Source organism: Thalassospira povalilytica (assembly GCF_002844235.1).
Taxonomy (GTDB): Bacteria; Pseudomonadota; Alphaproteobacteria; order Rhodospirillales; family Thalassospiraceae; genus Thalassospira; species Thalassospira povalilytica.
This window is the reverse complement of sequence record NZ_PGTS01000001.1, coordinates 405,460-418,077: the sequence shown is the minus strand read 5'-3', so window position 1 is coordinate 418,077 and position 12,618 is coordinate 405,460. Positions and strand designations below refer to the sequence as shown.

Genomic DNA, 12,618 nt, shown 5'->3' with positions numbered 1-12,618 from the left:
TATTTCCAGTCTAAAAAGTAGATTTTTAGTCGCTCAACTGAGAAAATTGGATCAACTGACCTGCAGCTATATCTTGGACAGCCGACTTTCCGATTACTTCAACTGATTGCCGAACCGGGATACCCTGGTTATCGAAGATTTTGCCTGTCAAATTATCCAACGTTAATTTTTCACCGGCAGGAATATCTTTGTAGGCAACAATGGACTTGCCGAGCTTTTTGAAAACCATCTCGGTTCCCAACTCATCTGCAGGCTTAGGATTTAACATGTGCGGCACGCGAGAAATATCTCTCACGAACTTTCGAAACCCTTCAGGCTCTAGTGCAAATCCGTGATCGGTCCCTTTCCACGCTCGGTTCAATGTCACATGCTTTTCAAAAACTCGGGCTCCTTTCATATAGGCAACAGGACCAGAAAGAATGCCTGTGAAGTGATCTGAAAGGCCTATGGTGCAATCGGGAAATTCTTTCGCAAGGACATCAATATTATTCAACCCCAGGATGTTGTATTCACAAGGGTACTCCGAAACGCAGTGAAGGATAGCCACTTCAGGCGCCCCTCTTCGCAAAACCTCATAACTTGCGCGAATTTGTTCTAATTGCCCACCTCCGCAACTAAGTACAACCGGCAACCCTTTAGATGCAATTCGGCTTAAGAACGGCAAATTGCCAAGATCGAAAGACGCAACCTTCAGCAAACTCACACCGATACTGCATAGCAAATCCAAACTGGGCTCATCAAATGGTGTTGACATGAAATCAACCCCCACTCGATCACAGTCCTCTTTTAAAATTGGAAGCCACTCAGGCTTAAGCTCTAAAAGTTCACGATGTTCGCCATACGTTTTGGCAAACGAGTGCTCGCTATTATACGGCGCTGAGTATCCGCTCTCAGAAAATAGATATCGATTATTTCGTGTTTGAAATTTGATCGCCGAAGCCCCAAGCGCCGCAAATTTTTCTATATATTTGCGGGCTATATCAAGGTCACCCTGATGGTTATTTCCGACTTCTGCGATAACGTAACTTTGACGCTTTTCCTCAAGATTTTCGAACATCGTTCACCTATTTAAAGAGCCTCGTAAAACCCCAACAATAAGGGCGCCCCGGATACTCTGAAATGCTACTGTCACCCAGATGTTGCTGATTATTAACCAGACTAAATTTGGACTAACTTGCCCTCCCTATAACACAGATAGACATTTCCGCAAGATACGACCATGTGAAATCCAGACAGCAAATCGAGCCCACTGACACCAACTGAACTTAACGGCAAAATGCTGTTGACGGTGGAAATCATTCTCGTAACAGAGTAGTAGTCATCGCAGTATTAATTTTAGTCATGGAATGGACATGCTAAAAAAATTCGCAGAACATGTTGAAGCACACTTGAACAGCGCGGTACATCGTCGCAAAAGGCTCTCCAGCCTAAGCTGGGGGAAGCGCCTGCTTACAGCACCAAATATGTTTGCTACAACGGTTCAATGCAGCCTGTTACGTCATATGAATCTAGATAGGAAAAGCAGCTGCACCACCTTTTGGGGGAAAAAATTCAACGTTATTCTCCCGGAAGTTGTTTCCTCTGAAATATTAAGATTTGGATATCTCGAAGAAGCAGTAGCTCGCGCGTTCGTCAAATTCTTAAGCCCTGGCGACACAGTTATTGACGTAGGTGGTCACATTGGGTTCTTCAGCTCTCTTGCTCTAGATCTCGTCGGCCCGAACGGGCAAGTACATACTTTTGAACCAGTCCCAACAACCTTTGCCTGCTTAAAGCGCAATTGTTTTGAAGAAAATGCATACTTAAACAACGCTGCAGTTTGGTGCGAAAACACTGAATTAGAAATCAATGATTACGGCACTTCTTTTTCTGCTTTTAACTCGGTCCGTGATGCAAGACTCCCCCGTATAAAACAGCCAAAGAGTAATAGTGTAAAGGTAAAAGCAATTACAATTGATGATTATTGCAACGATAAAAAAATAAAACCCTCATTCGTAAAAGTAGATGCAGAAAGTGCTGAGAAAGAAGTCCTACAAGGAATGACCAACACTTTAAAAAATCATCAACCGATTATATGCATTGAAGTAGGTGACTTAGGAGTCGACCACACAGCTCGTAGCAAAGAAATAATTGAGTTCATAATGAACTTCTCTTACGATTCATATGAATGGAGAGAAAATTCTTTCAAAAAGCACAAAGTCCGAAATGACTATAAACATTCAAACATATTAATGCTCCCTAAAAACAAAAGCTATACGCTGTGAATTCAGAGGACAAATAAATATTCGAAATATGATAACATTATCCCTGCCCACCACGAGATGAATTCTTAGATATCTCCTTCACTGCTCGAAGTAATCTGCGAGATACAGCACCGTCAGCTCTATTAAAATAGATTTCTCTCATTCGAATTCTAGATTGGCGCTGCTCTTCAGATAGGCTGCGAGTTATTTTTCCAAACAAATGTGCTCGGATGATACCATACAAGTCGTCTCGACTTTTAGCATGATGGACCCCTTCACATTCATGCAACGGCAAAAGAGTATCCTTTATCTCGTCAAAGAGCTCGCCCCATCCTCCGTAAACAATCGGCACATCAGTAAACATTGCTTCAAGCAATCCTGATGTTTGGAACCCGAGGACAAGATCACAATTTCGAATAAGATCAAAAGAACTATAGCTTCCATCAAGCATCAAAAGTGAGTGGTTTTCGATATAGCGCTTTGCTCCAGCCTGAAATGTTTCGAATCCTGGATACAGATCCCTTAATGGCTTCCCACCAGTCTTATAAATAATCTGGACCCTATCAGAGCTTTCCTCAAGAATCTTTAATATAACATCATGATAGTCAGCACAAAGAGACGACCAATCTCTTTTCTCGTCACCATAGTAAAAATTCATATATGTGCGGGGGCCGAACGAGAAATAAAGAATCTTGATTTTTTCAGAGCTGATATTAGAGTGAATTGATTTTCCATCTTTCCAACATTTTTTAGAAAACCAATAGTCTGTTTGCGGCATCCCATTAACTTCGATTAACTTTTCTGGGATCCCTGCGTCAAGAAAAAGCTTTTTATGAAGTTCGTTATGCACCAGAAGTCGATCAAACTTTATATTCAGTAGCTCTTTTAACTTCGGCGCGACGACTTTCATGCGCTGACTGGTAATTATACTCTCTCTATCATCAACTAATAATTTGTAGCCTCCCTCATTCAAAGCCATGATGCAATCAACAGCCCAATCATCATTAACCTTGGGCATAACAAATGTATCGATTTTATATTCTTTTGAAATTACCTTAAATACTTTTAGACAATACTCCCTAAATTTTTTTCGACCTTTGTTATATTTCTTATCAAAATAGTGGTCTAGAGAGTACTCTCCCATAGGAACACTTTTTGCTTCGCGAACGAAAGAACGAAGATAACGAAACCAGCCCGGATGAAAAACAGCCCGAGGAATACGAAGAACTCTGACTCGTTCGCTTTCCTGAATGTCCAAAAGTTGATTAAGCCGGGTCTCCCAGACAACACCAACAGTCACATCAATGTCTTTTGGGTCTATCCAAATATTCTCGTCTCGCAGCTTAGAAAGAACAAACAGTTCTAGCCGCCGTCGAGAAGATGATATCCAGTATCTCTGGGCAGCTTCAGCAAACCCAATCAACCCCATTGCCCTTAACCAAAGCTTTATTTTTTTTTTCATTTTAGCAGACATTTATTCAAAACAAGTCCCACGGTCAAAATTCCAACCTATAATTCGGCAACATTAATTGTTTTAGTCGTCCCCCTGAGCGCTTCTTCTCGATGGGTCACTACAATCACAATTTTTCCCGCTGCAGCTAGTTGTTCCATCGCTCGAATAACCACTTCTTGGCTTTGCGAGTCTAATGCGCTAGTCGCTTCGTCAAATATCACGACATCACAGTTTCGGTGAATGGCTCTCGCTATAGCAATACGTTGACGCTGCCCGCCTGAAAGACCATGCCCCCCTTCACCGAGCATGTGCCCATAGCCGCCTTTTAACGACATAATAAATTCATCCGCACCAGCTAGGATCGCCGCCTCTCGAACCCCTTCGATACCGACGCCTAATGAGATGTTGTTCGCCACGGTATCCCGAAACAGGAAATTATCTTGGCTGACCATCCCGACACGAGCAAACCACTTTTCGTCACAGGGAGAATAACGAGGCACGCCATTCACAAGCACCTCGCCACCTTGGGGATCCAGGAGCCCACACAACAAGTTTAAGAGTGTGGTCTTACCAACGCCAGACGGACCAACAAACGAAGTAATCTCACCTGCCCTAACTGAGAATGAAATATTTTTGAACTCACGGCCTCCTGTTGGGTACGAAAAGCTTACATGTTTAAACTCGATAACATTTATTTTTTTTGGCAGCTTGCGTTCAATCGCCGCATTCTTCATCTCAACAGTATTTAATCTCTCATGAAGAATATCAAATGAAGGACGAAAATTTCGTGCTTGCGAATAGTATGACAACATTGAGCTCGCCGCCGCTTGTATCTTTTGACCAACGACAACAAACAAAGCGGCCAAAGGAACCGCCTTTTCAATATCTTCAGAGTAAAACAATATTGCAAAAACCAATAAAATTACGAGTACAGCCACGCATAGAAGTTTAGGAGCTTCGTTAACAATCGATATATGAGTTGCTGTTCCTGATTGCCTAAGTGACAACCTGAAAAGTTGCTCCCTCCACTTTTTTTGCAAGCTGAAGATTCTAATTTGCTGCGCACCTTGAACTGCTTCAGATGCGCATGCACTAACCGACTGCAATTTTCTATTTTCCTCCGCTCCCAACTTAGTCGACAAGGATCGGATCGGAAAAACAACTATTGCCATTAAAACTAAAAACACTCCACCAATTAACAGCGTAGCAGCCGGTGACATCACAAACAGGAGGACCAACATCGACACGATAGAAATAAATGTCGTTGCAATAGATAAGTTCAATCTAACATATTTAGCAGCTCTAATCGGCTGATTAATAAGATTCTCCAAGTGCGTACCAGAAGGATACGAGGAAAAGTACATGTATGGCATATCGAATAGTCTTTGAAAATATTTCGACCGCCAGTCATCTCTTATCTGACGGGTGATCACACCTGACGCAACATTTGCAAAAGACTCCAAAAATACTTTTATCAAAAATAAAATCGAAAATGCCACGACGAATATATAGATATCCGCCACACCATTAAAATCTACAAATCTCAGTATAAAATTCGGCACATAAGACCCGTCACTGCCGCCTCCTCCAACGTAGGTCAAAACAGCAGGGATGATAGACAAGCTCACCGCATCCAGAGAGGAAACAACCATTAGTAGCAGTATAAATAATAAAATAGACCGTCTGTGACCAGACAGTTTCCTCCACGTATTGCCGAATGGGATATTAAAACGTAACACCCCTTAAATCTCTTTCTTCTTTTGCAAGACTTTTTCCACCACTTCAATTACGCGATCACTGTATAATTTATTGTGCGTGGATACAAAGAACTCACACGTTTTTGATATCTTTTCGGAAAAATCGCGTTGCTCCAAGCGACCAAGCAAGTGTGGTAGCTTCGATATAAGTTCATTACGCCCTTTGGCTAGCACCACATTAGGGTCTTGTTGCAAGTCCAGGAAATGGGGAAGGTTGTGTACTGTTTGAAAATGCCGCGCACTAACATCTTCAAGAGGCAAAAAACACATGATTGGCTTTTGATGTAAAGCCGCCTCTATCAAGATTGTAGATAACGGAGAGATCACAACATCAGCAGCATTGAGAACATTGTGCGTATCAATATAACTCGGGAATGTTAGATGATAACCGCGCGTTTTTATAGAGAGCAAATAGTCTCTCATCGTACTTTCGATCCGTACATGCTTCCAGTGATGCGAAATTATTTTATCGCCGGCATTCCCCCCTCCTCCCCAAGGATGGGGCCGATAGACTATTACCGCATTCTCCACTTTGCCGCGCTCAATTGCATCCTCTAACAATTGAAGATGCTCAAACTCGTTGGTGCCTAAACTGCCACCTGCGTATAAGATAATTTTTGCTTGCTCGGGGATAACATGGGTACGACAAAACTCTTGCCTCGTTACAGTAGGCTCTGTCTTGTAGACCTCAAACTGCGCTGCCCCAATCGTATAAACATCTTCTTGAGGGAATCCCTGATACTCTCTCGCATGCTGCGCAGTCTGAGGCCCCCATGCCAAAAATGCGTCAGGCCTTCCTGCGGCAAATGGACCCGCACTTGGATTGTCCCATGAATTCATAATATAGAGCAGAGGAATTTCATTTTTACGACACTCAACGATCAAATCGTTAACGAATATTCCATTCGGTATACCTGCGTTGAGAACAACATCATACCCTTGCCGATTGATCAGATCACCGAGTTCGACATTCGGGTTGTTTTTCACAAAATTTCGAACATACAACTGGAAAAAATAAAATATTCCTGGGAAGCCTAGAACAGTATGAAGCAGTTCCGATTTCCAGGACTGAACTAAGCGCCACGCCTTTCTCATGCTCGGAGCAGACCTATTAAACCTCATTGCTTGAACTTGCATCAAGCGTGCCCATAATCTGTGGGTTACCGGGTTCGCGTCCAAACGCACCAACCGGGAATTTAATACCCATGGTGCAGGGTCCAATGAGATTCTTTTGTTGCTAGCTGGCGGAACAATCACATCGACATCATGACATTTGAAAATTCCTTCGAAAACTCGAGAATGCAAAAAATGACGTATCATGATATCATGATCAATAAATAGACCGATTTTATACTTCTTTGTCATTATCGTTTCCAATGTCCAATTGTTTAACAGCCCTAATCTTATGATACACGCTAAAGCTGTGAGTGTCTGAATTCAGCCAATCACGTACCTTCTGACCTTGTTCGACAATGGAATTCGGCTTTTTACATAGCTCTAACAAATTTCCGAAAATTAAACTTGGCTGCTCGTGGTCAGCAACAAGTTTTATTAACCCATGTTCCTCATCAGTTGGAGCAACATTTAAATACAAACAAGTAGCTGCCTCATCCATTTTTTGACTCGATGGCTGCTTAAGTTGATTTACCCCTTTGAGAAGCTCAATGTATTGCTGCCTGCTTTGCGCAGTAGTTGCGAACTCCCAGTCCAGATAAGGGTTTTTATCGGCACATAACACCGGCTTTCCTCTTGCGGCAGCTTCCATGCCGATCGTACCGTGGACCGTAACGATGGAATCAGCAAACTCTTGCGCGGCTTCCGTAGAAACTTCTTCTTCAAGTAATATTACATGACTAGGTAGATTTGATGCAAAGTCGCGCATTCTCGCCCCGCCATACCATTCCTCTGTCGGATGCGGCTTAAGCAACCAGACGATGTCTGTTTTTTTTGCTATCACCTCCAAGGTAACCTCAAACCAATCGACGAAATCCCTGAAATTAGCCATTCCAAACGCATGAGGAAAATCAAACCATGCATGTCCACAAATTAAGCAGACATGTTTGCTGGGTGGTATTTTTAGATTAGAGGCCAAATCTTCCGCTGTAGGAATACCTGAGAAGGCCATAGTCTCATTTATATCAGTGTTTCCGGTATTTCCTCTAGTTTGCAAATAATCCCTGCCTCGTTGGTACAATTTTTCCTTGACCATATTAGGCAAATTGCGAAAGTCTTTGTATTTGCAAACTTCAATTGGCAAAAGAAAGTCATCTACCGACTTTATCGCCCTAATCCGCATCGATTCATACATGCCATTCAAGTGAAAGAATGCAACATTATGTTGAATTGACTTCCATGCCATAACTGCAAACTCTGTCTTCCAGGGATGACTAAACACCACCGCCGACAGATTTAATTCCTTTAAGATCGCACTATAGAAACGATCTAATCTAGCCGCATCAGCAAGTGCAGCTAGGTAATCATCCCCTTCAACGTTCACTGTGGGGGTTCTTTTGTTTTTCAGAACAGTGTCATATACGACGAAGACTGGAAGCCCTGTCGTCAACGTTAGAGATCTCAAATTAACAAGTTTACGGTGACGATCCCTCAATGATTGCCCTGCAAAGCGATCTGAATCAATTTCAGGGCAATCATCTATATAATAGAACTTTTTAAAACCAAGTGATTTCAAAGTAGAAACCGACCTGTCTCGTTTGTTCCTTACGACAGCGGCGAGAACTTGACGTTTTGAGGGATCGAGCCCCTCCAGAAAAGCACGAAGCCTGTAAAATTGATTTGGGTTATCCCAAAGCCCCTCCACAAGCACTGCCGTACCTTCGCTGTCGCTTTCAAGAGATAAATATTCGGAATAAGATTTATCTAGTTTGGACCAGTACCATGACTTTGTGACGTAGTGACAGGTACGCTTAATCTGCCGATACCATGCTGCTGGCCTAGCAGCAGAAAAAAAAAATTTTTTTAGTTTCATTTCACAAAGTAGAATTACCAAATTTAGCAGATAGGCATTACCTGTGACGATGTCAGAGCCAAAGGTAATCACGTGGCGGAATTATTTGATGCTCATGCAATGCGTGAAAGATCCAACTTTCCGTAGGGCTAATTGCTACATATATTTTCCAGAGTGATTAAGCCAAAGGTTGAAATCTAAAGGCTCAACATTCAATTCATAGAAAATAAATACAACTACTTCTTAAAAACCCACCAAGTTAAGTTGTCCAACCCTGACGCCCGCTTCCAAGAAAAACCATAATCTATGAGCTTCAATTCCGGAAATAAGTCCATGTAGTATCCACCGAAATCCCGTTTAAACAATTTATCGGTGTGCCCACGATAGGGTATAGCCTCGGGTTTATCCGAAAAATATTCTATACAAACGATGTATTTTCCTGAGACTCTATGTATCTCTCTCATAGAGCGCTCCAAATCATTCGGGTGGATATGAATCAAAACACCACTTGTAAAGACAAGATCAATAGAACTGTCTTCAAACGGCAGCATATCGGCCACACCCTCGAATACATTCTCTTGCGGCAGGACATTATCTTCCACCAGAATCTTTCGAGCTTCCGAATTTGGCTCCAGAGCAAATATCTGCGCCCCAGATAAAAGGCGTAATGCCCTAAGGTTATTACCAATATTAGAACCTACTTCGAGAATTCCGGTGGGTTCCTCACCTTTAATACAATCCAAAATCCGAGACCACAACGTAAGACGCGCGCGAAGTTCTGCTGACGAAGCTGAGTTTCTATTAATGTAATCAGTTCCGAACTCACCCCGCCAAAACTCTTGCTGTTCGTTCTTCCGCGCTCCGGTAGTCATATCTGGTATTCTCACTTGCTGTTAATTCTGTTTTTATCAATGCAATCGACATTAAGGTCTATTATTTCAGGATACTTATCCAGAGCACTTAAAATCTCGCTTAACTCAGCTTTGTCCGCAGAATTACCAAGTTTACGAAAAAGCTCACTGAGCATTCTATAGTCTTCTGGATAATCCAGTGTCAATCTAAGAGACGAGAGACCCTTTTGTTCACATGCATAGTTAACTCGACGCAATGAAGTATTCGCTCGAATCCAAGGAGTAACGTGCTCCCTAGAAAAATTATCGGCAGCTGATTGTTCTGCTGCAAATAGCGCTCCAGAGGAAAATACTTCACAATCCAATCCGTGCGGCCAGCTTGGCGGCATATTGTTACAAGCATAGTCTGCTCCGCTCTCGTGGAACAGGCCAAGAACCTCCGAGCAGACGTCAGGGCAAATAAGTGGACAGTCGCTCGTGACCCGGATAACCGAGGTGGCTGAACTCTCTCTAGCTACAGCAGCATATCTACTTAACACATCGGTTTCAGAACCACGATGGACCTTTACTCTTGCGAGGAGCGCCTCCTCAGAAACTGGATCATGTTCTTCACCAGAAGGTATTGCACACCAAACATCTTCAACGTTTCGAATTCGTTTGCAACGAGACAACACGTGGTTCAGAACCGTTTTCCCATTAAGATCCATCAACACTTTGCCAGGCAACCTTGTCGAGGTCATTCTCGCCTGTACCACAACGACTGATTTATTCATTTCCGAGTTGGAATTCCGTTAAGACGCAGGTAGTCCCTTGCTTGACTAGGCGTGCATTCAGTAAAGTGAAAAATGCTTGCAGCAGCAACAGCGGATGCCCCACCTACAACAATAGCATCAACCATGTGCTGGTACGTACCTGCTCCGCCCGATGCTATCACTGGAATACTAACTGCCTCGACTACTGACTTTATCAAATCAATATCGTATCCGTTCATTAGACCGTCGTTATCGATTGAAGTGAGTAGAATTTCTCCAGCTCCACTTGCCTCCAATCGCTTCACAGCGTCCACTGGCCTCAAGCCGGTTTGCTTAGTGCCGCAGCATGCAACAACTTCAGGCTCACCCGAGCCCGTGCTAACATCCACTGACGCTACAATACACTGACTACCAAACAATTTGGACGCTTCTTCGACAAGTCCTTGCTTATAGTAAGCAGCAGTGTTTATGGCCACTTTATCCGCACCGACCTCAAGTAATTTTCTAATGTCGGAAACCTTGTTTACACCACCACCTACTGTGAGCGGCATATTGCATTCCCGCGCAAGTTCTTCTACTTGCTCGAAATCGGGTTCGGCGCCATTAGGGCTGGCTGATATATCCAAAAATATAAGCTCATCAACGTCACGCATATTATAAACGCTGACAGCTTGCATTGCAGAGCCAACACGTCTCCATGAGTCAAACTTTTTACCTTTGACTAACCCAAAGTCTTTAAACAGCAATGTTGGAATGACACGTGTTTTTAGCATATCTTAAGCTAACATGAAATTGTTAAGGACTTTGCGGCCAAAGCCTTGACTCTTTTCAGGATGGAACTGGACACCCGACACATTTCCAAGCGACACAGCTGAAACGAAGCCACCACAGTAGTCAGTTACTCCAATTACATAGTTGTCTTCACAAACAAACTTGTAACTATGAACAAAATAAAAATCTGAACAGTTCGGTATATCTGAAAACAATCGACTTTGGGACCTCAACATCACCTCATTCCACCCTACATGTGGAATTCTCTCTCCTTTACTGGCATTTAACCTCACAACGCGCCCTGGAACCAAGCCAAGCCCGGTCTCCATACCACCTTCTTCGCTTGTATCGGCCAGTAATTGCATGCCAAGACAAACACCGAGCAATGGACGCTCTTTAATCTTGGCAAATTCTTTTATTGCGTCTTCATATCCACCAGCACGTAAGATCTTGACTGTTGCTGAAAACGCCCCAACCCCAGGTAAAACAAGCCGGTCAGCACTGCAAATATCTTTAGCTTGGGTGACCACACTAACATTTGCTCCACATTGCTCGAATGATCGAGCAATAGAGTGTATATTACACAAGCCGTGATCTAAGATTGCAACGCTTTTCACAGTCATCAATCACATGTTATCCCAATTGATTTTCAACGGAGAGGAATCTTTTGAACGAAGTATATTACCCTCGTCGTCACGCTTGAAGATACGCTTGTTCGTGAAACGATCACACACCCTTTCAAACTCATCTCTGGACATATCAATTTCACATAAAATCTCGTCTAGAGGTTTACCCAAACAAGTATGTGGATACTTACCGTCGTGCCGCTTGACCATTTCCAGAGCGTCTTTACGCAGAATTCTTCCCCGACGGACGTGATTTGAAGCGATATCCGTAGCCCGCCCAAATCCAAACTTCAAGAATTTGAAATAGTCATGGATACCAGTTTGATGGTTATCCAGATTCTCGTAACAGGCAAGCGAGCCCTCAACAATAGTCGGGCTCACTTCAAACCCATACGCCTGAGCTATTAATGCGTTAGACAAACCATCCCATGGGAAATAATAGCCAAGAAATATGCCCGTCACGCCGGACTTTTCGAGTTCTTGATCACTCGGATACATGTAAGGGATCAGGTCTCGATTTTGAATATTCATCTGTCCTATTAGGTCGCTAACCCTGAGACCTAAAAGTCCCCCATACTCTTCCAGCCACCGGCGATCTAAGTGCTTGCTGTTCTGGCTTGCAGCGGGACCACCATATTCATGCTGGGGATTTTCCCCCCATACAATCAGCTTGATTCCCATCTTCACGGCCATTCGAACAGGAGTCGTAAAAATCGCAACATGTTCAGGCCAAGAGATATCTCCTGTTTGCTCCAAACAAATTCGGTTCAATTTTCTACGAACAATTGGATTGAACGAATACTCGATATAGTCAACTCCCAAGGACTTGATGTTGTCTATATTCCGTCTTCCCAAAGCCGAAAGAGAGTCAGTCGTGCCTGTTACACACAGCGGATTGAGACCGTACTGCAACAATTTAATAACTTGGTAAGTACTATCTTTCCCGCCAGAAACCGGCACTATACAGTCATAGCTGGCCCCATCCCGGCTCCGGAAGGCCTCTACCACTTGCAGGAATTCTTTTTCCCTGAGCTCCCAATCAACTTCCTTACGCTGATTAAAAGCGTTACATGCACTACACACACCATGCTCATCGAAACCTAGATCCGGTTTGGTATGCGGATACAAGCACTTGGTGCAATATCGCAACATTCAAATCGCCTCAATCTTCAGTACTTACAAAAAGTGACACCTTCTTAA

11 protein-coding genes are annotated in these 12,618 nt (G+C 43.2%); 1 reads left to right on the top strand and 10 read right to left on the bottom strand.

Translation table 11 applies throughout. The features are described 5' to 3' along the window. Window positions 1-25: 25 nt before the first annotated feature. Window positions 26-1,057: an N-acetylneuraminate synthase family protein gene (locus CU041_RS01755; protein ID WP_101245537.1), complete on the bottom strand. Its 1,032-nt coding sequence runs from the start codon at window positions 1,055-1,057 to the stop codon at window positions 26-28. A gap of 295 nt (window positions 1,058-1,352) precedes the next feature. Here CU041_RS01755 and CU041_RS01750 point away from each other — a divergent pair, with 295 nt between their 5' ends. Further along, entirely contained in the window at window positions 1,353-2,264 is a 912-nt protein-coding gene (locus CU041_RS01750; protein WP_170310075.1) for an FkbM family methyltransferase, read from the top strand. 37 nt (window positions 2,265-2,301) lie between these two features. Here CU041_RS01750 and CU041_RS01745 read toward each other — a convergent pair whose 3' ends face one another. From CU041_RS01745 to CU041_RS01705, 9 genes are all read right to left on the bottom strand, one after another. Continuing rightward, the gene (locus tag CU041_RS01745; protein WP_101245535.1) at window positions 2,302-3,717 is read right to left on the bottom strand and encodes a hypothetical protein; all 1,416 of its coding nucleotides are present in this window, start codon (window positions 3,715-3,717) and stop codon (window positions 2,302-2,304) included. 35 nt (window positions 3,718-3,752) lie between these two features. After that, window positions 3,753-5,435, bottom strand: a complete 1,683-nt coding sequence (locus CU041_RS01740; protein WP_170310074.1) for an ATP-binding cassette domain-containing protein — start codon at window positions 5,433-5,435, stop codon at window positions 3,753-3,755. 3 nt (window positions 5,436-5,438) lie between these two features. Next, complete coding sequence (locus CU041_RS01735) at window positions 5,439-6,818, bottom strand: hypothetical protein (RefSeq protein WP_101245533.1); 1,380 nt, start codon at window positions 6,816-6,818, stop codon at window positions 5,439-5,441. Further along, window positions 6,802-8,511 carry a glycosyltransferase family protein gene (locus CU041_RS01730; RefSeq protein WP_101245532.1) on the bottom strand — a complete coding sequence of 570 codons (1,710 nt, stop codon included), beginning with the start codon at window positions 8,509-8,511 and terminating at the stop codon, window positions 6,802-6,804. The genes CU041_RS01735 and CU041_RS01730 overlap by 17 nt, the downstream gene beginning before the upstream one ends. Window positions 8,512-8,654: 143 nt before the next feature. Further along, window positions 8,655-9,290, bottom strand: coding sequence for a pseudaminic acid biosynthesis-associated methylase (locus CU041_RS01725; RefSeq protein ID WP_101245531.1), 636 nt, complete (start codon window positions 9,288-9,290; stop codon window positions 8,655-8,657). An 11-nt stretch (window positions 9,291-9,301) separates the two neighbouring features. Beyond that, the gene (locus CU041_RS01720; protein ID WP_101245530.1) at window positions 9,302-10,042 is read right to left on the bottom strand and encodes a cytidylyltransferase domain-containing protein; all 741 of its coding nucleotides are present in this window, start codon (window positions 10,040-10,042) and stop codon (window positions 9,302-9,304) included. Next, a complete protein-coding gene (hisF, locus tag CU041_RS01715) occupies window positions 10,039-10,794 on the bottom strand; it encodes an imidazole glycerol phosphate synthase subunit HisF (RefSeq protein WP_101245529.1) in 756 nt (251 codons plus the stop codon). The genes CU041_RS01720 and hisF overlap by 4 nt, the downstream gene beginning before the upstream one ends. 3 nt (window positions 10,795-10,797) lie before the next feature. Then, window positions 10,798-11,415 (bottom strand): imidazole glycerol phosphate synthase subunit HisH, encoded by a 618-nt coding sequence (gene hisH, locus CU041_RS01710; RefSeq protein ID WP_101245528.1) that lies wholly within the window; start codon window positions 11,413-11,415, stop codon window positions 10,798-10,800. 3 nt (window positions 11,416-11,418) lie between these two features. Next, window positions 11,419-12,570 carry an N-acetyl sugar amidotransferase gene (locus CU041_RS01705; protein ID WP_101245527.1) on the bottom strand — a complete coding sequence of 384 codons (1,152 nt, stop codon included), beginning with the start codon at window positions 12,568-12,570 and terminating at the stop codon, window positions 11,419-11,421. Between the last annotated feature and the right edge of the window lie 48 nt (window positions 12,571-12,618).